The sequence below is a fragment of the Vibrio tarriae genome (assembly GCF_002216685.1).
GTDB classification, from domain to species: Bacteria; Pseudomonadota; Gammaproteobacteria; order Enterobacterales; family Vibrionaceae; genus Vibrio; species Vibrio tarriae.
In genome coordinates, this window is sequence record NZ_CP022353.1 from 2,364,514 (window position 1) to 2,385,010 (window position 20,497).

19 protein-coding genes and 9 tRNA genes are annotated in these 20,497 nt (G+C 48.6%); 24 read left to right on the forward strand and 4 right to left on the reverse strand.

Annotated elements, in window-relative coordinates; genetic code table 11:
* Positions 1 to 11 precede the first annotated feature (11 nt).
* Positions 12 to 1,049 carry a type IV pilus twitching motility protein PilT gene (locus tag CEQ48_RS16505; RefSeq protein ID WP_089071979.1) on the reverse strand — a complete coding sequence of 346 codons (1,038 nt, stop codon included), beginning with the start codon at positions 1,047 to 1,049 and terminating at the stop codon, positions 12 to 14.
* A 25-nt stretch (positions 1,050 to 1,074) separates the two neighbouring features.
* Between CEQ48_RS16505 and CEQ48_RS16510 the strand changes: the two genes are divergently transcribed.
* From CEQ48_RS16510 to hemW, 7 genes are all read left to right on the forward strand, one after another.
* Positions 1,075 to 1,785 carry a YggS family pyridoxal phosphate-dependent enzyme gene (locus tag CEQ48_RS16510; RefSeq protein ID WP_089071980.1) on the forward strand — a complete coding sequence of 237 codons (711 nt, stop codon included), beginning with the start codon at positions 1,075 to 1,077 and terminating at the stop codon, positions 1,783 to 1,785.
* Positions 1,786 to 1,837: 52 nt separating this feature from the next.
* Positions 1,838 to 2,656 (forward strand): pyrroline-5-carboxylate reductase, encoded by an 819-nt coding sequence (gene proC, locus CEQ48_RS16515; protein WP_089071981.1) that lies wholly within the window; start codon positions 1,838 to 1,840, stop codon positions 2,654 to 2,656.
* Between the two features lie 53 nt (positions 2,657 to 2,709).
* Positions 2,710 to 3,267: a YggT family protein gene (locus CEQ48_RS16520; protein ID WP_089071982.1), complete on the forward strand. Its 558-nt coding sequence runs from the start codon at positions 2,710 to 2,712 to the stop codon at positions 3,265 to 3,267.
* On the forward strand, positions 3,267 to 3,557 hold the full coding sequence (gene yggU, locus CEQ48_RS16525) for a DUF167 family protein YggU (RefSeq protein ID WP_089071983.1): 291 nt from the start codon (positions 3,267 to 3,269) through the stop codon (positions 3,555 to 3,557). Before CEQ48_RS16520 ends, yggU begins: the two co-directional genes overlap by 1 nt.
* A 45-nt stretch (positions 3,558 to 3,602) precedes the next feature.
* The gene (locus tag CEQ48_RS16530) at positions 3,603 to 4,034 is read left to right on the forward strand and encodes a DUF4426 domain-containing protein (RefSeq protein WP_089071984.1); all 432 of its coding nucleotides are present in this window, start codon (positions 3,603 to 3,605) and stop codon (positions 4,032 to 4,034) included.
* A 69-nt stretch (positions 4,035 to 4,103) separates the two neighbouring features.
* Positions 4,104 to 4,706: an XTP/dITP diphosphatase gene (locus tag CEQ48_RS16535; RefSeq protein ID WP_055028323.1), complete on the forward strand. Its 603-nt coding sequence runs from the start codon at positions 4,104 to 4,106 to the stop codon at positions 4,704 to 4,706.
* A complete protein-coding gene (hemW, locus tag CEQ48_RS16540) occupies positions 4,700 to 5,875 on the forward strand; it encodes a radical SAM family heme chaperone HemW (protein ID WP_089071985.1) in 1,176 nt (391 codons plus the stop codon). Before CEQ48_RS16535 ends, hemW begins: the two co-directional genes overlap by 7 nt.
* Before the next feature lie 64 nt (positions 5,876 to 5,939).
* Here the strand turns inward: hemW and glsB are convergent, their stop codons facing one another.
* Positions 5,940 to 6,860 (reverse strand): glutaminase B, encoded by a 921-nt coding sequence (gene glsB, locus CEQ48_RS16545; RefSeq protein WP_000805057.1) that lies wholly within the window; start codon positions 6,858 to 6,860, stop codon positions 5,940 to 5,942.
* Between the two features lie 110 nt (positions 6,861 to 6,970).
* A complete protein-coding gene (trmB, locus tag CEQ48_RS16550; protein ID WP_000005581.1) occupies positions 6,971 to 7,690 on the reverse strand; it encodes a tRNA (guanosine(46)-N7)-methyltransferase TrmB in 720 nt (239 codons plus the stop codon).
* Positions 7,691 to 7,930: 240 nt separating this feature from the next.
* On the opposite strand from trmB, the gene mutY reads away from it, so the two are divergent.
* The 13 genes from mutY to CEQ48_RS16620 all read left to right on the forward strand — a co-directional run bounded on the left by mutY (position 7,931) and on the right by CEQ48_RS16620 (position 13,788).
* Positions 7,931 to 8,992, forward strand: a complete 1,062-nt coding sequence (mutY, locus tag CEQ48_RS16555; RefSeq protein ID WP_089071986.1) for an A/G-specific adenine glycosylase — start codon at positions 7,931 to 7,933, stop codon at positions 8,990 to 8,992.
* 13 nt (positions 8,993 to 9,005) lie between these two features.
* Positions 9,006 to 9,278: an oxidative damage protection protein gene (locus CEQ48_RS16560; RefSeq protein WP_000124738.1), complete on the forward strand. Its 273-nt coding sequence runs from the start codon at positions 9,006 to 9,008 to the stop codon at positions 9,276 to 9,278.
* A gap of 101 nt (positions 9,279 to 9,379) precedes the next feature.
* The gene (gene mltC / locus CEQ48_RS16565) at positions 9,380 to 10,507 is read left to right on the forward strand and encodes a membrane-bound lytic murein transglycosylase MltC (RefSeq protein ID WP_089071987.1); all 1,128 of its coding nucleotides are present in this window, start codon (positions 9,380 to 9,382) and stop codon (positions 10,505 to 10,507) included.
* 109 nt (positions 10,508 to 10,616) lie between these two features.
* Positions 10,617 to 10,692 (forward strand) — tRNA-Phe (locus tag CEQ48_RS16570).
* A 48-nt stretch (positions 10,693 to 10,740) separates the two neighbouring features.
* Positions 10,741 to 10,816 (forward strand) — tRNA-Thr (locus CEQ48_RS16575).
* A 10-nt stretch (positions 10,817 to 10,826) separates the two neighbouring features.
* Positions 10,827 to 10,902: transfer RNA gene (locus CEQ48_RS16580), tRNA-Phe, on the forward strand.
* A gap of 37 nt (positions 10,903 to 10,939) precedes the next feature.
* Positions 10,940 to 11,015 (forward strand) — tRNA-Asn (locus CEQ48_RS16585).
* A 254-nt stretch (positions 11,016 to 11,269) separates the two neighbouring features.
* Positions 11,270 to 12,895, forward strand: coding sequence for a methyl-accepting chemotaxis protein (locus CEQ48_RS16590; protein WP_089071988.1), 1,626 nt, complete (start codon positions 11,270 to 11,272; stop codon positions 12,893 to 12,895).
* A gap of 415 nt (positions 12,896 to 13,310) precedes the next feature.
* Positions 13,311 to 13,386: transfer RNA gene (locus CEQ48_RS16600), tRNA-Phe, on the forward strand.
* 41 nt (positions 13,387 to 13,427) lie between these two features.
* Positions 13,428 to 13,503, forward strand: a tRNA-Thr gene (locus CEQ48_RS16605).
* A gap of 15 nt (positions 13,504 to 13,518) precedes the next feature.
* A tRNA-Asn gene (locus tag CEQ48_RS16610) sits at positions 13,519 to 13,594 on the forward strand.
* 28 nt (positions 13,595 to 13,622) lie between these two features.
* Positions 13,623 to 13,698, forward strand: a tRNA-Thr gene (locus CEQ48_RS16615).
* Positions 13,699 to 13,712: 14 nt separating this feature from the next.
* Positions 13,713 to 13,788: transfer RNA gene (locus CEQ48_RS16620), tRNA-Asn, on the forward strand.
* A 138-nt stretch (positions 13,789 to 13,926) separates the two neighbouring features.
* Here the strand turns inward: CEQ48_RS16620 and djlA are convergent.
* Complete coding sequence (djlA, locus tag CEQ48_RS16625) at positions 13,927 to 14,781, reverse strand: co-chaperone DjlA (RefSeq protein ID WP_089071990.1); 855 nt, start codon at positions 14,779 to 14,781, stop codon at positions 13,927 to 13,929.
* A 158-nt stretch (positions 14,782 to 14,939) separates the two neighbouring features.
* Here djlA and lptD point away from each other — a divergent pair, with 158 nt between their 5' ends.
* Genes lptD through rsmA form a run of 4 tightly spaced genes read left to right on the forward strand, consistent with a single transcriptional unit; the run spans position 14,940 to position 20,450 of the window.
* Complete coding sequence (lptD, locus tag CEQ48_RS16630) at positions 14,940 to 17,291, forward strand: LPS assembly protein LptD (protein ID WP_198301183.1); 2,352 nt, start codon at positions 14,940 to 14,942, stop codon at positions 17,289 to 17,291.
* A 52-nt stretch (positions 17,292 to 17,343) separates the two neighbouring features.
* Complete coding sequence (gene surA / locus CEQ48_RS16635) at positions 17,344 to 18,639, forward strand: peptidylprolyl isomerase SurA (RefSeq protein ID WP_089071992.1); 1,296 nt, start codon at positions 17,344 to 17,346, stop codon at positions 18,637 to 18,639.
* Complete coding sequence (gene pdxA, locus CEQ48_RS16640) at positions 18,629 to 19,621, forward strand: 4-hydroxythreonine-4-phosphate dehydrogenase PdxA (RefSeq protein ID WP_089071993.1); 993 nt, start codon at positions 18,629 to 18,631, stop codon at positions 19,619 to 19,621. Before surA ends, pdxA begins: the two co-directional genes overlap by 11 nt.
* A gap of 13 nt (positions 19,622 to 19,634) precedes the next feature.
* Complete coding sequence (gene rsmA, locus CEQ48_RS16645) at positions 19,635 to 20,450, forward strand: 16S rRNA (adenine(1518)-N(6)/adenine(1519)-N(6))-dimethyltransferase RsmA (RefSeq protein WP_089071994.1); 816 nt, start codon at positions 19,635 to 19,637, stop codon at positions 20,448 to 20,450.
* Positions 20,451 to 20,497 lie beyond the last annotated feature (47 nt).

Below are 20,497 nucleotides of genomic sequence, written 5' to 3' on the forward strand. Positions count from 1 at the left end.
TCTTTACCTACCTAAAATGCTTTTAAATCCAACTCAATTTTGCTCTGCACTTCTTGCGCATCCACCACACCACGCGCCATCAGCTGTTTGGCGTTTTGCTCCATAGTTTGCATGCCATGAGCGGCACCGGTTTGGATGATCGAATACATCTGCGCCACTTTATCTTCACGGATCAAGTTCCGAATTGCCGGAGTCGCCAGCATGATTTCATGGCACGCGACACGACCGCCACCCACGCGTTTTAAGAGCTTTTGCGCGATAACGGCACGCAGCGATTCGGACAGCATTGAACGCACCATGTCTTTATCGCTACCGGGAAACACATCGATAATCCGGTCGATGGTTTTTGCTGCCGAACTGGTGTGCAGAGTGCCAAACACTAAGTGACCGGTTTCTGCCGCGGTAAGCGCCAAGCTAATCGTTTCTTGGTCACGCAACTCACCGACTAAGATCACATCAGGGTCTTCACGCAGAGCCGAACGCAGGGCATTTTTAAAACTGTGGGTATCACGGTGCACTTCGCGTTGGTTGATCAAACATTTATTATTGCTGTGCACAAATTCAATCGGATCTTCAATGGTCAGGATATGCTTGTTGTGATGAGCATTCACGTAGTCGACCATCGCCGCGAGCGTGGTCGACTTACCCGAACCAGTAGGCCCAGTAACCAGCACTAAACCTTTTTCGTAATTGGCGATCTTGGTAAAAATATCGGGGGCTTCAAGCTGTTCTAAAGTTGGGATCACGGTAGGAATAGTACGAAACACGGCTGAACAACCACGAGATTGATGAAACGCGTTAACCCGGAATCGGCCAACGTTGGGCAGTTCAAAAGAAAAATCGACTTCTAATTTCTCTTCATATTCACTGCGCTGGGCATCGTTCATGATCTCAAAAATCAAGCGATGCACATCAGAATGGGTAAAAGCAGGCACGCCAAGCTTCCTAACTTCGCCATCAATCCGTACCATAGGCGGAACACCTGCGGAAAGATGTAGATCTGACGCGTTATGCTTTACACTAAATTCCAGTAACTCAGCGATATCCATTTAAATTCCTTAATAAAGTCTGGCTATGCGTAGTATTCAACAAAACATTGAACATATCACTGCACAGATCGAAAGCGCACAACAAAAGTGTGGACGCGCTCGAAGCTCTGTGCAACTTCTCGCGGTAAGCAAAACCAAACCTGTCGAGGCAATTCTTGAAGCGACTCAAGCAGGGCAATGCTGTTTTGGTGAGAATTATGTGCAAGAAGGCGTGGATAAAATCCGCTATTTTGCCGAACATCACCCGCAGTTAGCACTGGAGTGGCACTTTATTGGCCCACTACAGTCGAATAAAACGCGCTTAGTGGCAGAGCATTTTGACTGGGTTCACACCATTGATCGCGAGAAAATTGCCTTGCGCCTCAGTGAACAACGCCCTGTGGATATGCCACCGCTGCAAGTGCTGATTCAGGTCAACACCAGCGGTGAAGCCTCAAAATCTGGCATCGAACCGCAGCAATTATTTACATTAGCTGAATTGATTTCTCGTCTGCCAAACCTCACCTTAAGAGGGCTGATGTCAATTCCTGAGAACGTGCCGGATTACCCGGCGCAACTGGCAGCATTTACCCAATTAGCCGAATTGCAGCAACAACTGGCTCAGAAATACCCGCAGGTTGATACCTTATCCATGGGTATGAGTGGCGATATGCAAGCGGCGATTGAAGCAGGCAGCACCATAGTGCGTATTGGTACCGCGATTTTCGGCGAGCGCGATTACAGCCGCAACGCTTAACGTTTGGGATGCTCGTTGCAACGAGCGCCCCTTTTAGATTTGAGAGTATCGAATGGAACAGAGAAGCATCGCCTTTATTGGCGCAGGTAACATGGCACGCGCCATCATTGCGGGATTGATTGCCAGTGGTTACGCCGCCGATAAGATCATCGCAACCGCCCCTTCGCTCACACGCCGCGAGCCTCTTGAAGCGCAATACGGTATTCGTACCACCAGCGATAACCTTGCAGCGGCGCAACAAGCGGATGTGGTGGTGTTAGCGGTCAAACCGCAGTTGATGGCGGAGGTGTGTAAGCCACTACAAGCCGTCGATTTATCTGCAAAATTAGTTATCTCGATTGCGGCGGGTGTGTCAGTCAAAAGACTCAATGAGATGCTGGCCACCCAGCTCAATTTAGTGCGTGTGATGCCCAATACGCCATCACTGGTAAACCTTGGTATGAGCGGTTTGTACGCACCTGATTCGGTGAGCGAAGCGGATAAAGCCTTTACCACACAACTGATGCAAAGCGTCGGTGAGGTGTGCTGGGTGACTGAAGAATCCGGCATCAACAGCGTGATTGCTGCCGCAGGTAGCGCTCCCGCTTATTTCTTCTTGTTTATGCAAGCCATGCAGCAAGAGGCGATGGCGCAAGGCTTTGATGAAGCTACCGCCCGTTTGTTAGTGCAGCAATCGGCACTCGGCGCAGCCGCCATGGTCAAAGCCAACCCAGAACTCTCACTGGCCACTTTGCGTGAACAAGTGACATCAAAAGGCGGCACCACGGCGCAAGCGATCCTGACGTTTAACGCTCACCAACTCAGCGACATCGTTGCCAAAGCGATGCAAGCGGCGGTGACACGCGCGCAAGAGATGGAACAACTGTTTTAATGTTTAAGGCGTCCACTCAAACTGAGCGGTCGCCAAATCAATAAGGGCAACTTATGAATTCACTGAGCTTTCTCATCAACACCCTATTTGACCTCTACATCATGGTGGTCATTTTGCGCATTTGGCTGCAAGCCGCGCGCGCTGATTTCTACAATCCGTTTTCGCAATTTATCGTAAAAGTGACCCAACCTGTGGTCGGCCCGCTGCGCCGTGTGATCCCATCGATTGGCAGCATTGATTTGGCCACCATCGTTTTTGCGTACGTCCTGTGCGTACTGAAATTCATGGCCTTAGTCTTGCTTGCCTCCAGCGGCTCCGTGTCGTTCAGCGCTGATTTCCTCTTCCTCGGCTTACTCTCTTTGATTAAAGCTGCAGGCGGCTTGTTGTTCTGGGTGCTCTTGGTCCGCGCTATCCTAAGCTGGGTCAGCCAAGGCCGCAGCCCAATTGAGTACGTGTTCAATCAACTCACTGAACCTATGCTCGCGCCGATCCGTCGCATTATTCCGGTAATGGGCGGCTTTGATCTCAGCATTCTGGTGCTGTTCATTGTGCTGCAATTTGCCAACTTCCTGATGGGCGATGTGATTGGTCCTATCTGGTATCAGTTGTAATGGCTGCCGTATGGCGCGAAGGAGATGACTTACTGCTGCGGCTCTATATTCAACCGAAAGCAAGCCGCGACAGCATTGTCGGCCTACATGGTGAAGAACTCAAAGTCGCCATCACCGCGCCGCCGATTGATGGTAAAGCCAACGCACACTTGAGCAAGTATCTCGCCAAGCTGTGCAAAGTGGCGAAAGGTTCGGTGGTGATCGAAAAAGGCGAGCTAGGACGCCACAAACAAGTGCGTATCCTACAGCCGAGCCAGATCCCAGCTGACATTGCAGCACTGATTGAATAATCACACTCCCTCTTTGAGGGAGTTTTTTCACAAGGAGAATCGATTATGCGTAAATGGATGATGTCACTACTGCTCACCCTATTGGCTTTGCCGGCGAGCGCTGAGCAGCAAAAAACCATTAAAGATATTGAAGTGCACTATTCGGCATTCAACTCAACCTTTTTAACCCCTAAGGTGGCGAGCAGTTATCAGCTGACGCGCAACGGCTATACCGCAATTCTCAATATCAGCGTGTTAGATCGCGCGTCACTCGGCAAACCGGCGACCGAAGTCAAACTGACCGGCCATGCCAAAAACCTGATTGGTAACTTGCGTGAACTGAGCTTTAAGCAAGTCAATGAAGGCAACGCGATCTACTATTTGGCGGAAGTGCCGATCAGCAATGAAGAGATGCTGACGTTTGATATCAATGTCGATGCAGGTCTGAAAGGGGCGGGAAAACTGACCTTCAGCCAGAAGTTCTATACCGAACAGTAATTTTATAGAAGACATGGGGAATCGACGGTGCAGCCGTCGGTTTTCCCCATACAAACCACAGAGAACAGCATGAAAAAGATCGTTTTAGCCACGGGCAATCAAGGCAAAGTGCGTGAAATGGCGGACCTATTGTCCGATTTTGGGTTTGATGTCGTCGCACAAAGCGAATTCAACGTCCCTGAAGTGGCAGAAACAGGCACCACTTTTATTGAAAATGCGATCATCAAGGCACGTCATGCCGCGCAAATTACCGGTTTACCCGCGATTGCCGATGATTCCGGTTTGGAAGTGGATTACCTAAACGGCGCGCCGGGCATCTATTCTGCGCGCTACGCGGGCGAGCATGCCAGCGACGGCGACAATCTCAATAAGCTGCTAGCGGCGATGCAAGATGTGCCAGACGACCAGCGCAGCGCGCGTTTTCATTGTGTACTGGTGTTGATGCGCCACGCCGATGATCCAACGCCTATCGTTTGCCACGGCAAATGGGAAGGCAAAATCCTCACCTCACCACACGGCAGTAATGGCTTTGGTTACGATCCGATTTTCTGGGTTCCGGAAGAAAACTGCGCTTCTGCTGAGCTAGAACCGGTGCGCAAAAAGCAGCTATCCCATCGCGGTAAAGCCCTGCAAAAACTGTTCAAAGCGATTGAAGAGCAGCGTACATGCTAACGCCTCCACCGCTTAGCCTATACATTCATATTCCGTGGTGCGTGCAGAAATGCCCGTATTGCGATTTCAACTCGCACGCGCAGAAAGGCGAGATTCCTGAGCAAGAGTATTTGGATGCTCTGCTGGAAGATCTGGATCGCGACATCGAACGTTACCAGCTCAAGGGAGATCCGCGCCTGCTGCACTCGATCTTTATTGGCGGCGGCACACCAAGCCTTATCTCTGCGGAAGGGATCGCGCGCTTGCTGCAAGGCGTTGCTAAGCGTATTGCGTTTAAGCCAGAGATTGAAATCACCATGGAAGCTAACCCCGGCACGATTGAAGCGCAGCGTTTTGCAGGCTATCGCACCGCGGGAGTTACACGTATTTCGATTGGTGTGCAGAGTTTTGATCCAGAAAAATTAGCGCGTTTAGGGCGCATTCACGGCCAACAAGAAGCGGTTCGTGCTGCACAGTTGGCGCATCAAATTGGCCTCAACAGCTTTAATTTAGATTTGATGCACGGCTTACCCGATCAAACTCCCGAGCAAGCACTGGCCGATTTGGATCAGGCGATCACACTCAATCCGCCGCATCTCTCTTGGTATCAACTGACTATTGAACCCAACACACTGTTTTACTCGAAACCGCCTAAGCTGCCGGATGAAGATGCGCTATGGGATATTTTCGAGCTCGGCCATCAAAAGCTCAGTGATGCAGGGTATGTACAGTATGAGATTTCAGGCTATAGCAAGCCGGGTTATCAGTGTCAGCACAACCTCAACTATTGGCGCTTTGGGGATTACCTCGGGATTGGCTGCGGCGCGCACGGCAAACTGAGTTTTACTGACGGACGCATTGTCCGTACCACCAAAACCAAGCACCCGCGCGGCTACTTGGCAGCGTTGAACAATCTCGCCAAAGCTTATTTGGATAGCGAGCAGTTGGTTGCCGATCAAGACAAGCCGTTTGAGTTTTTTATGAACCGCTTTCGCTTGATTGAACCCTGCCCGAAAGCCGATTTTACCGCCACCACGGGACTTCCGATTGACGTGATCCGCCCAACCTTAGATTGGGCGCTGAATGAAGGTTATCTCAGTGAAGATGATCAGCACTGGCAAATCACGGAAAAGGGCAAACTGTTCCTCAATGATCTGCTCGAAGCCTTTATGGCTGATGACGAAGAATAACCAAGAGGCGCGTGCGCCTCTTTATTTTTATCTTTTATAGCCACACGACTTGGAAAGGGATAGCTTAGAAAATTGAGCGACCAATCCGCTGCGCGAGTAACTCTAACGCGCGAGTCCCCGCGAGCGAGTTACCCGATTGATCCAACGCAGGGGACCACACTGCAATCGTCATCTCTCCCGGCACCACAGCAATAATCCCACCGCCAACACCTGATTTTCCGGGCATACCGACTCGATAGGCAAACTCTCCTGCCCCATCATACAAGCCACAAGTGGCCAGCAAGGCATTGGTTTGTTTGCTTTGGGTTGGGGTTATCACCGTTTCACCCGTCACCACAGAAACACCTTTATTGGCCAGATAGCTGAAGGTTTTCGCCAGCTCAACACAGCTCATTTTCAATGCGCAGGCGTGAAAATAATTGTGTAGTACAGGAATAACCTCATTGTGGAAATTGCCAAACGAGCGCATCAAATAGGCAATCGCGGCGTTGCGATCACTGTGCATCATCTCCGATGCTGCCACGACTTTGTCATAAGCAATGAGCGGCTCACCGCTAAGTTGGCGTACAAACTCCAACAGACGCTGGCGAGGTGCAGAAAGGCGACTTTGCAGCATATCGCACACCACAATCGCGCCGGCATTGATAAATGGATTACGTGGGATTCCCTGCTCCATTTCAAGCTGAATCAATGAGTTAAATGCTTGTCCTGAAGGCTCTTTACCCACACGGCTCCACAGCTCATCTGGCTGATACAAGCCCATCGCGAGCGTCAAGCTCAACACTTTGGAGATCGACTGAATCGAAAACCCTTCCTGCGCATCACCGGCCGTGATGACTTCCCCTTGATTGGTGAACACGGCAATGCCCAGTTTTTCACTTGGTACTTTGGCGAGTGCGGGAATGTAATCGGCGACTTTACCCTGCCCAGTGAGCGGGCGAACTTCTTCAATAATGCTGGCTAAAATCTCTGCTGTTGGCTTCATGGTTGACTCTTTATTATTAGTTTGTCTCAAGCTACTTCAGCTGTTCAATAGCTCGAGGATTAGGGTCAAAAAAGCCAACATCAAATGTTGGCTTAAGCAAAATTCTCTCTTTACGCAGTGCGCTGGTACTTGATGTCCCACACTCCGTGACCTAAACGGTGACCACGCTGCTCAAACTTAGTCAGCGGGCGCTCATCAGGACGCGGAATGTAATCGCCATCGGTTGCCAAGTTAGCAAAACCGGGCGCTTGATTCATCACTTCAATCATGTGTTCTGCGTAGTTTTCCCAGTCGGTTGCCATGTGGAATACACCGCTGCCGATAATGAGCTTTTGGCGTACCATTTCAGCAAATTCAAGCTGCACGATACGGCGCTTGTGGTGACGCTTCTTGTGCCAAGGATCTGGGAAGAATAATTGCAAAGTGTGCAGGCTGTTATCTGGGATCATGTGTGCAAACACTTCCACCGCGTCATGGCACATCACACGCAAGTTAGTCACACCCGCTTCACGCGCCGAAGCCAAACAAGCACCGACACCTGGGCTATGTACTTCAATGCCGAGGAAGTTTTTCTCAGGTGCGTTTTTCGCCATTTCGACCAAGGACGCGCCCATGCCAAAACCAATCTCCAACACAACCGGATTGTCGTTACCAAACACCTGTTGCCAATCCAACAGCTCTGGCTGGTAATCAATCCCCATGGTTGGCCAGCACTCTTTCATTGCGGCTTCCTGGCCTTTGGTCAAACGACCTTCACGACGAACAAAGCTACGAATACGACGCAGCACTTTGCCATCTTCGGTATATTCCTGGGTGATGACTTCGCTCATTTCTATTGCCTGCACATTACTAAATCAGAGCGGGAATTATCCAAAGAATCGTCAACGGTGCAAGTGTTATTACTGACCGCTTACCATCCAACCCTCAAACTCTTTGCCGTTGCCGCTAACACAACTACAGCTTCAATTTACAAGGAGGGAGGATATCCCCAATGTTTGTCGGTTTTACTTCACCACCAATCTGTGGTGCAATTTTGCTCCACTAGTTTAGACAATAATAATGAGCAAGTCGTGACTCCTTTTGCACAGGCCATCCTTACTTGGTATGACGCCTACGGCCGCAAAAACCTGCCGTGGCAACAAAATAAAAATGCGTATCGCGTTTGGTTATCGGAAATCATGTTACAGCAGACCCAAGTCGCGACCGTGATCCCCTACTTTGCACGCTTTTTAGAGCGCTTTCCGACCGTACACGCCCTCGCGGCAGCGCCGCAAGATGAAGTACTGCATTTCTGGACGGGGCTTGGCTACTACGCCAGAGCGCGCAATCTGCATAAAGCAGCGAAAATGGTGGTGAGTGAATATGGCGGTGAATTTCCCACCGATTTAGAGCAGATGAATGCGCTACCCGGTGTTGGCCGTTCCACTGCGGCAGCCGTGCTCTCTTCTGTGTATAAAAAACCACACGCCATTTTGGATGGCAACGTGAAGCGCACGTTAGCGCGCTGCTTTGCCGTTGAAGGCTGGCCGGGGCAAAAAAGTGTCGAGAACCAGCTTTGGCATTATGCAGAAATGCACACGCCCAAAGTGGATGTTGATAAATACAACCAAGCCATGATGGATATGGGCGCAATGATCTGCACTCGCAGCAAGCCAAAATGCAGCCTATGCCCGGTGGAATCTTTCTGCCTTGCCAAACAGCAAGGCAATCCCCAAGAGTATCCGGGCAAGAAACCGAAAACCGATAAACCCGTCAAAGCCACTTGGTTTGTCATGCTCTATCACGACAATGCCGTCTGGCTTGAGCAGCGCCCGCAAAGTGGAATTTGGGGCGGTTTGTACTGCTTCCCGCAATCAGAGATCGCCAATATTCAAACCACCATAGATCAGCGCGCCATCGGCGATAGCACCATAACATCGCAGAAAACCCTGATCGCATTTCGCCATACCTTTAGCCACTATCATCTCGATATCACGCCGATTTTGCTGCAATTAAGCCGCAAACCGGACATCGTCATGGAAGGGAGCAAAGGTCTTTGGTATAACTTAAGCCAACCCGATGAGATTGGTCTCGCGGCACCAGTGAAACAACTGTTGCACAGCTTACCTTTCGACATTGATAGCCACATTTAAAGAGGAAGAGTGAATGGCTCGCACCGTATTTTGTACCCGATTGCAGAAAGAAGCCGATGGCTTGGATTTCCAACTCTATCCCGGCGAACTGGGCAAACGCATTTTCGACAACATCTGCAAAGAAGCTTGGGCACAATGGCAGACCAAACAGACCATGCTGATCAATGAGAAAAAACTCAACATGATGGATCCTGAACACCGCAAATTGCTTGAGCAAGAGATGGTGAACTTCCTGTTTGAAGGTAAAGAAGTCCATATCGAAGGTTATACACCGCCTGCAAAGTAGGAAATTTCGGATTTCATCTGCTTGCAAAAAATGACATCATGCCGCTGGGTTATGATGTCATTTTCGTATCAGGAGTAGCGAAAGCTCGCTTTAGGAGGCGCATGAGAAAGTTAGTGTTATGTATCACCGCTCTATTATTGAGTGGCTGTAGTCGTGAATTTATCGAGAAAATTTACGATGTTGATTACGAACCCACTAACCGTTTCGCCAAGAACTTAGCCGAATTACCCGGACAGTTTCAGAAAGACACCGCCGCACTGGATGCATTAATCAACAGCTTCTCCGGCAATATCGAAAAACGTTGGGGACGCCGCGAGCTAAAAATCGCTGGCAAAAACAACTACGTCAAATACATAGACAACTACCTTAGCCGCTCTGAAGTCAACTTCACCGAAGGTCGAATCATAGTAGAAACCGTTTCGCCCATCGATCCTAAAGCTCATTTACGCAATGCGATCATCACCACCTTACTGACTCCCGATGATCCCGCGCACGTCGATCTTTTCTCCTCAAAAGACATTGAACTCAAAGGCCAACCCTTTTTGTATCAACAGGTACTTGATCAGGATGGACAACCAATCCAATGGTCATGGCGCGCTAACCGCTACGCTGACTACCTCATCGCTAACCATTTGAAAGTTAAGCAGGTCGACTTCAAGAAAGCCTATTATGTCGAAATCCCGATGGTCAAGGATCAAATCGACATCCGCGGCTACAAATACGCCAATATCGTGCGTAAGGCCTCTCGCAAATACGATATCCCGGAAGATCTGATCTACGCGATCATCAAAACCGAAAGCAGTTTCAACCCCTATGCGGTGAGTTGGGCCAACGCTTATGGCTTAATGCAAGTGGTGCCTAAAACCGCAGGACGGGATGTGTTCAAGCTGGTCAAAAACCGCTCTGGCGAACCCAGCCCCGAGTATCTGTTTAACCCAGAAAACAACATTGATACGGGTACCGCCTATTTTTACATCCTGAAAAATCGCTATTTGAAAGAGGTACGTCACCCCACATCTCTCGAATACAGCATGATTTCTGCTTACAACGGCGGAACAGGCGGTGTATTAAATACCTTTAGCAATGATCGCCAGCGCGCCATGCGTGACCTCAATGCCCTGCAACCTAACCAAGTCTATTGGGCATTAACCAAGAAACATCCGAATGCGGAAGCGCGCCGTTATCTGGAAAAAGTGACCAAATTTAAGAAGGAATTTAATGCGGGATAACAAAAAGCCCGCAGTTTGCTGAAAATAACGGCAATCAAACTGATTTTTCGAAATATTTCAAAAAACAGGTTGACGGGGAAAGGGAAAATCCGTTTAATAGCGCTCCGTTGCCCGGATAGCTCAGTCGGTAGAGCAGAGGATTGAAAATCCTCGTGTCGGTGGTTCGATTCCGCCTCCGGGCACCACGAATTTTAGATTGTTGGTGTAAGACACAAACAGCAAAGGTTACGTGTGCCGGCTTAGCTCAGTAGGTAGAGCAACTGACTTGTAATCAGTAGGTCGCCAGTTCGATTCCGGCAGCCGGCACCACTTAAAATTTGCCTCGATAGCTCAGTCGGTAGAGCAGAGGATTGAAAATCCTCGTGTCGGTGGTTCGATTCCGCCTCGAGGCACCACTATTAAAAGTTGTGCCAAAGACACAATAAAAATTGTTCCTCCTTAGCTCAGTCGGTAGAGCGACGGACTGTTAATCCGCAGGTCGCTGGTTCAAGTCCAGCAGGAGGAGCCACTTTTAAAAACCCAGTCAAAGACTGGGTTTTTCTTTATCTGCGTTTATTATTTCTCTTCTCACTTCCCAAACCATCCCACCTCAATTGTTGCCTTAACATCACTATTCTTTTTTTATTTCGAGGCAAAAATTTAATCCATCTCATACTTTCAAACTTAGTTCGTATCAATAAATAAGCAAGCTCATTACTATCTCGCCGACATCAAAATGTCACAAAATTTTAATCTGTTTACACCTTCCCATAGGGTCAAACTATGAAATTAAAAACCCAAGCTTATTTATTGTCTGCCATCATTCTCGCCGCTCTTCTCGCGCTAACCGCAACTGGGCTGTGGACTCTACGCGTGGCCAGCAATTTCGATAACAAAGCGCGTGTAACTGAGCTGTTTAGTAGTGCCTACAGTATTTTGACTGAAGTAGAGAAGCTCGCTAAAGAAGGCAAGATGTCGGAGCCAGAAGCCAAAGCGCTCGCGACTCGATTAATGCGCAACAATCTCTACAAAGATAATGAATATGTGTATGTGGCAGATGAAAATATGACTTTCGTGGCGACGCCGCTCGACCCACAACTGCACGACACCAGTTTTCACGATTTTAAAGATGGTAAAGGCAATAGTGTTGGCCGCTTAATTCAAGATGTACTGCATAATCAATCCGGCAAGCTAGTGGAATATACATGGACACAAACACAGGCCGATGGTTCGATTGAAGAAAAGCTCTCGATCGCGCGTAAAACGCCACACTGGGGATGGGTTGTAGGCACGGGTATTGGTTTTAACGAAGTGAATGCGCGTTTTTGGTCTACCGCGCAATGGCAATTAAGCTTATGTGTGGTGATCGCCGTTGCGATTTTATCTTTGCTCCTGATCGCGATTCGTAAAATACTGCTGATTATTGGCGGTGAACCGAATGAGGTGCGCAGCGCAGTACAATCCGTGGCACAAGGCCGCATTCGTCGTGAATTTACGGTAAAAGCCCCTAAAGAGAGTATTTATGGTGCAGTGCAGCAGATGAGCAGCTCACTTGCAGACTTAGTGGCTAAGCTTGAGCAATCCATGGTTGCTTTACGTTCTGAATTAGCCGGCGCAGGTACTCGCGCCAAAAGCATTGCCGAATTAACGGATAATCAGCAGCAATCTACCGCCATGATTGCCACTGCAATGACCGAAATGGCCTCTTCCGCGAACCAAGTCGCCGATTCTGCGCGTGATACCGCATTCAACACCGATCAGGCGGATCAGCAAAGTCAGCATACGCAAAAGCTCATCCACAACACGGTGAGCAATATTCAAGGCTTGGCGACCCAATTACAAACCGCGAGCACCGCGGTTGCCGATCTGGATCTGGATGTCAAAAACATCGCTAAAGTGCTAGACGTAATTGGTGATATTGCAGAGCAAACCAATTTACTGGCGCTGAATGCCGCAATTGAAGCGGCACGCGCTGGTGAGCAAGGGCGAGGCTTCGCCGTCGTGGCTGATGAAGTGCGTAACTTAGCGGGCCGCACGCAAACCAGTACCAAAGAGATCCAGCAGATGATCCACAATTTGCAGGAAGGGTCGCGTAATGCGATTCAAACCATCCAGATTTGTGGGCAAACAAGTCAAAGCAGTGTGCAAGAGTCAGAAAATGCCGCTTCAGCGCTAGCATTGATTGTCAGCGCACTCGAAAGCGTCTCTTCGATGAGCCATCAAATTGCAACGGCAGCCGCCGAGCAAACCCAAGTCAGCGATGATATTGCGCGCCGAATCAATATGATTGAAGAAAGTGGCTCAAAACTGAGCCGTGTGGTGATGGAGAGCCACAATAGTACGCAAACTCTCACCAAACTCGCCCGCGAGTTAGAACAGTGGGCTGCGCATTTTGAGGTGACTCGTTAAGCATACTTTCAGTTCAGTGATCACAAAACGTTTCACTGAACTGATGGGTTACCCGTCGTTATGATAACCAAACTCCTTGACGTTGCCTGTAGTCAGCCAGTGCATTCATCCCCACGAGCCTACCTACTCCATGATTGGGATGAAGGAACCTAACCAACACGGCTGCAGCTTCAAGTAGGAAGGGGATAACTGAAAATATTTATCAAGCAGGTATTTTTACGTACTTTGTGATTTTCTGGCTACGCTTAAAACTCTCTATTTCACTGAGCGAGTCGGTCTTGTGGTTCATTTAGCGATATTTTGGCAAACGAAATGGACAAAAACAGGCCATTAAGTATAGAAAAACAACAAACGATATTTTTTTTAGATTTTCATGTTGACGACCACCACGAAAAACCTTTTAATACACCCCGTCGCCCGGATAGCTCAGTCGGTAGAGCAGAGGATTGAAAATCCTCGTGTCGGTGGTTCGATTCCGCCTCCGGGCACCACAATTTTGGTTGTTGGTGCTTGCACGAACAATAACAAATGTGCCGACTTAGCTCAGTAGGTAGAGCAACTGACTTGTAATCAGTAGGTCACCAGTTCGATTCCGGTAGTCGGCACCATTAAAAAAGAATAATTCCTCCTTAGCTCAGTCGGTAGAGCGACGGACTGTTAATCCGCAGGTCGCTGGTTCAAGTCCAGCAGGAGGAGCCAATTTCTCACTTGCCTTGCAAGTAGATTTGCCGACTTAGCTCAGTAGGTAGAGCAACTGACTTGTAATCAGTAGGTCACCAGTTCGATTCCGGTAGTCGGCACCATTAAAAAGAATAATTCCTCCTTAGCTCAGTCGGTAGAGCGACGGACTGTTAATCCGCAGGTCGCTGGTTCAAGTCCAGCAGGAGGAGCCACTTTTAGAAACCCAGTCTTTGACTGGGTTTTATTTTATCTGTCGAAAACCGCCCCACTCCAATTGCTCTTTTGACTGCAAAAGAAAGGCAAACGGTTAAGTTTGCCTTAGAAAAGGTAAGCGCATAATGACGATGAGCTTACTTAATGCCTTTCTCCTTTCGGATCAGCTCATAAGCGTGTTGGATTTGCTGAGATTTCTCTTTCGCTACGTTCATCATCTCTGGCGGTAAACCTTTCGCCATTAGCTTATCTGGGTGGTGCTCATTCATCAGCTTACGATAAGCTCGCTTCACCTCTTGTGCACTCGCACTTTCGCTCACTCCAAGCACTTCGTAGGCATCGGCCAATTGATGGCGTGATGAAGGCTGCTGCCATTGCTGCCCACTATGGGATTGCTGCTGCGAACCACCAAAGCCACCACCTTGTTGAAATCGAAACGCTGCTTCCTGCATCCGTAAACGTCGCTCTAACTGCTCGGAAGAAAAACCAAGCCCACGCGCAATACGATGCAGTACTTGACGCTCACTCGGGTGCACATCCCCATCAGCAAACGCGGAAGAGACTTGCAGCTCAAGGAAAAACTGTAGCAGGTCAAAACGCCCGCCCGTGGCGATTTTCACGCGCTCTAACACTTGCTCTAGAGGAAAATCGCTTTCTTTCCCGTCACGAAACGCATCTTGTGCGGCACGTTTTTGCTCTAGGGTCAGGTTCATGCGATCCATCATAATGGTCGCGAGTTGGATCTCTTCTTTGGTGACTTGCCCTTTGGCTTTTGCCACATGCCCCATCACCGAAAATGCGGCTTTAAAAAATTCTTCTTGGCGCTCAGCTTGGCTAGGCCCTGCACCAAATTTTCCACTTTGAAAGCCAGCCTGATTTAAACGGCGCGCCTTATCAAACTGATGGCCAAGGAAGATCCCAAAGATTGCGCCAAAAGGACCACCAAACAGGAAGCCAAAAAAAGCGCCAAGAATTTTGCCAAAAATATGCATTATGTGCTCTCAATCTATGAATTTTTCTGGAGTGAAGCGGTCTGATAGTGGCGCAAGCGTCAATTTCCTTTATGATAAGGACCGTTTATATTTCAGGCTCCTAAGTTCGGAATCCATCAAGTTCAACAGGCCACAAGTTCAACAGGATGTACAACCCAATGTCATGCTTTTCCCGCACGTTTTTAGCCGCTTCGATTAGCGCTGCACTCTTTGCACCTCAGATACAAGCAGAAGCGAGTGTGGATGACAATCGCGCTCAATTACCTAATGGCGAGCAGTGTTTAGTCAACCAGCCTGAGCCTGCTAATCCCGGTCAACAGCCTATCAATGTCGAAGCGGATAAGCTAGAGGCAATCAATGGGCAGAAGGCGACCTATTCGGGGAATGTCGTTGTCGTGCAAGGTAAGAAACGCATCGCTGCGGATAACGTGACTTTGCATCAACAAGAGAATGTGGTTGTCGCTGAGGGTAATGTTCAGTTCAGTGATGGTGAGATCAAAACGCACTCCACCAAAGCCACCAACCATCTTAATACAGATGAAATGACGCTGGAAAATACCCGTTACCAGTTTTTGTGTGAACCGGGGCGTGGCGAAGCGGTGTATGTTTCAAAAACGGGTAAAGCGGTGTATGAAATTGAAGATGGCTCCATAACGTCATGCCCTGATGGCGATAACGCATGGCGGATGCGTGCTTCCAGCATTGATGTAGACCAGAATGAAGAGATTGCGACCTTCTACAATCCGCGTCTTGAAGTGCAAAACGTACCTGTATTCTATCTCCCCTATTTAACCGTGCCGATTGGGGATACTCGTAAAACTGGTTTCTTATACCCAACGGCCTCTTATGGTTCGCGAGATGGCTATGAGTTTGAAGTACCGATTTATTGGAACTTGGCACCCAACTATGATTTAGAAACTACCTTCAACTATATGCAAAAGCGTGGCACGCAACTCAATAGTGTGTTCCGTTATCTGACTGATTTTGGTGCGGGTCAAATCAAATCTGAATTTTTACCCGACGATCAACTGCATGCAGAGCAAGGCGATCGCTGGGCATTCCAATATGAACATAACGGCATTTTCCAACAAGCGTGGAAGTTTGAAATCGACTACTCTAAAGTCAGTGATATCAACTATTTCTCTGACTTAGATTCGGGAGTCGGTAATCGTGAAGATGGACAGCTCATCCAAGAAGGCCGCGCCACTTACCGTAGCGACAACTGGGATTCTGCGCTGTTGGTGCGGGATTTCCAACTGCTGACCAAGGATACCACTAGTACGAACTTGCCTTATCGGTTAATGCCGCAGCTCAGCTACAACTACTATGCTCCAGAGACGATGAAGTATCTGGATCTTGACCTTGTCAGCCATGTCTCGCGCTTTGAAACCGATGCAAGAGGCAAACCCTCTGCAACTCGAGTACATATTGAACCTGGGCTAAAAATTCCGTTCAGCAACACTTGGGGCAACTGGACAACCGAAGCACGTGTCTTGGGCACCTACTATCAACAAGATCTTGATAAGACCACAGATGCCAAACTGGAAGAGAGTGTGACACGCGTCATCCCTGAGCTTCGCAGTGTGGCAGGGATTGTACTTGAACGAGATACCGTTTTGCTGGATAGCTACACACAAACCCTAGAGCCCAAAATTCAGTATCTCTACGTACCAGAAAAATATCAGGACAACATTGGTCTGTATGATTCCACTTTGCTGCAAACCGATTACTACGGCCTATTCCGTAGTCGCAAATACAGCGGCGTAGACCGAATTGAGTCCGCCAACCAAGTCAGTTATGGTGCATCGACTCGTTTCTTTGATAGCAGTTATAAAGAGCGCCTCAATATCGCGTTTGGTCAAATTTTCTATCTGGATAGTAAATTCAATCCGTCCAATAAAAATCCAGACAGCACATCAGAGAAAACCAGCTATTCCGCTTGGGCCGTAGAGATGGACTTTAACTTTGCTGACTATCTGTTCTATCACGGCGGCATTCAATACGACATCGATAGCCAAGCCATTCAACTTGGCAACAGCTCATTAGAATATCGAGTCGCCAGCGGTTATATCCAAGGAAACTACCGCTATGTTGCTAAGGATTACATTCGCAATACTGTCGGTGACAGCATTACCAATATTGATGACATTACCCGAGACGGTATTTCACAAGCGGGAATTTTGGCGGGTTACCAGCTGAGTCGTAAATGGTCGGCTAGCGGCCAATATTACTATGATCTGACCACAGATGAGGCGTTAGAGTGGCTGGCTAATCTTACTTACACTTCTGATTGTTGGTACGTGGGCTTCACTTACAGTAACCAACTAAAAAGCTGGAATGGCAACTTTGTTACGGATCCTTACGCGACTCCAATTTATGAGAATAACTTCAGCTTTAACGTCGGGATTATTGGTTTTGGCACCAGCATTGGCGCAGGATCAAGCATGACAGGTGTCGATAGCGCAGGTAACTCACTCGGTTATGGTCGCCCATTCTTCCTGAATAACTAATTCACCTAGCCTGAGGAAACTCAGGCTTAAAACATTTTAGATAGGACTGCACATGAAATTGTGGAAACCCACACTAATTAGCGTTATCAGTGCGCTGACTCTCTTTAACGCTCACGCAGAGCCCAAACAACTCGATAGCGTGGCAGTGATTGTCAATAGCGGCGTCATACTACAAAGTGATGTGGACAGTGCCCTAAAAACCATCAAGGCCAACGCCAAGCAAAACCAGCAGCCTTTGCCACAAGAGACCTTGCTGCGCGAGCAAGTATTGGAAAAACTGATCATCGATACTTTGCAGCAACAAGAAGCGGATCGGATTGGGGTAAAAATTGATGACAACCGCCTCAACGAAGCGATTAAAGAGATCGCGAAAAACAACCAACAAACTCAGGAGCAGTTGATTGCTTCGGTAGCGCAAGAAGGCTTAACTTACCCTGAGTTTCGTGAACAAGTCCGTAAAGAGATGGCGGCGAGTGATGCACGCAATGCCTTAGTTCGTCGTCGTATCAACATTCTGCCCGCCGAAGTTGATACGTTAGCTGAGCTGCTTGCGCATGAAACCGATGCCACTGTGCAATACAAAATCAGTCATATTCAACTGCGAGTCGATGACGGACAAGATAAAAGTGCTGCGGAAACCTTGGCCAACAAGCTGGTCAACGACCTAAAAAGTGGGGCAGACTTTGCGCAAATGGCGTACGCCTACTCCAAAGGACCCAAAGCACTGCAAGGGGGAGATTGGGGATGGATGCGCAAAGAAGAGATGCCAACCATCTTTGCTGATCAGATCAAAATGCAGAACAAAGGCAGCATTATTGGCCCGTTTCGTAGTGGTGTCGGTTTTCACATCCTGAAAATTGATGATGTCAAAGGATTAGAAACGGTCGCGGTAACAGAAGTTAATGCTCGTCACATTTTGATCAAACCGACCATCATCCTCAGCGATGAAGGCGCACAAAAACAGCTCAATGAGTTTGTACAACGCATCAAAAAGGGCGAAGTGACCTTTGCTGAATTAGCGCAGCAATATAGCCAAGACCCCGGCTCTGCCGCGCAAAAAGGTGAATTGGGCTATCAGACTCCCGATCTGTATGTCCCTGAGTTTAAACATCAGATTGAAATCTTACCCGTAGGCCAAATCAGTGAACCGTTTAAAACCGTACACGGTTGGCACATCGTAGAAGTACTCGATCGTCGCGAGGTGGACAGAACCGATTCCGCACTGAAAAATAAGGCCTACCGTATCTTGTTCAATCGTAAATTCAATGAAGAAGCGGGTGCTTGGCTGCAAGAGCTGCGTGCCAGCGCCTTTGTTGAAGTATTGAAGGACGAGCAGGATGAGCAGTAAACGCATCATTGTCACCGCTGGTGAGCCCGCGGGGATCGGTCCCGATCTGGTGCTTGCCCTCTCCGCGCAAGATTGGCCACATCAACTGGTGGTGTGTGCTGATAAAGCGTTATTGGCGCAGCGGGCCGCGCAACTTGGCATACAGGTTAAGCTACTGGATTATCAACGCGATAATCCAGTGCAAGCTCAACAAGCGGGTACCTTGTTGGTTGAGCATATTTCTCTCGCCGAACCCGTCGTCGCCGGTCAACTCAATCCAGCGAATGGACACTATGTGTTAAAAACGCTGGAAAGAGCGGCAAAAGGCTGTATGAATGGCGAATTTGATGCTATTGTCACCGGCCCTGTGCACAAGGGGGTGATCAACCGTGCGGGGGTTGCTTTCAGCGGTCATACCGAATTTTTTGCTGAACAGTCAAAGACTCCCCTCGTCGTCATGATGCTGGCCACCGAAGGCTTACGTACTGCGTTAGTCACTACACATCTGCCACTAGCAGAAGTGCCGCAAGCGATAACTTGTGAACGTCTAGAGCAGATTGTTCATATTCTCCACAAGGATTTAGTCGAGAAATTTGCCATTGCAGAGCCTAAAATCTACGTATGTGGGTTAAATCCACACGCAGGTGAAGACGGTGTATTGGGCATGGAGGAGATCGAAACCATCACTCCTACCCTACAGCGTTTGCGTGAGCAATATGGCATGCAATTGGTTGGCCCTTTACCAGCCGATACTATTTTTAGTGAAAAATACTTGCAACAAGCGGATGCCGTTCTCGGCATGTACCATGATCAAGTGCTTCCAGTGCTGAAATACAAAGGCTTTGGTCGCTCAGTCAATATTACACTCGGGCTGCCTTTTATTCGCACTTCGGTCGATCACGGTACGGCACTCGATCTGGCTGGAACGGGTCAAGCCGATGCGGGAAGCTTTTGGACTGCATTAGCTTACGCAATTGAATTAGTTGATAAAAAAGCGAAATAACTTCGAGAACACTATGAGAAATGATGTCCACTTAGGGCACAAAGCGCGTAAACGCTTTGGTCAGAACTTCCTCAATGATCCTTACATCATTGATGGTATTGTGTCGGCAATTAATCCCAAACCGGGGCAAAACTTGGTTGAAATCGGCCCAGGGTTAGGCGCCATCACAGAGCCGGTAGGACGTGAAGTGGATAAGTTCACTGTCATTGAGCTTGACCGCGATCTGGCCGAACGTCTGCGTAATCATCCAGAATTAGCCAGCAAGCTGACCATTCATGAAGGCGATGCGATGCGTTTCGACTTCAAGCAGTTGGTGAAACCCAATAACAAACTTCGCGTGTTTGGTAACTTACCTTACAACATCTCAACGCCGCTGATGTTCCACTTGTTTGAATTCCATCGTGATATTCAAGACATGCACTTCATGCTGCAAAAAGAGGTAGTGAACCGATTGGCCGCTGGCCCGGGCACCAAAGCTTACGGTCGCCTAACCGTGATGGCGCAATACTACTGTAAAGTGGTTCCGGTACTAGAAGTGCCACCTACCGCATTTGTGCCACCACCAAAAGTGGATTCGGCCGTGGTACGTTTGATGCCTTATGAAGATCTCCCTCATCCAGCAACCAGCTTAGAGTGGCTAGATCGTGTGGTACGTGAAGGCTTTAACCAACGCCGTAAAACGGTGCGTAACTGTTATAAAGGTTTGGCTGAACCAGAAACTCTGGAAACTCTGGGTATCAACCCAGGTATGCGCCCAGAAAATCTGACCTTAGCTCAGTTTGTGGCATTAGCGAACTGGCTTGATGCCACACACAAAACTCACGCATAATCGACAAGGACGACATTCAGTCGTCCTTTGTTTATCTGCCAATACCT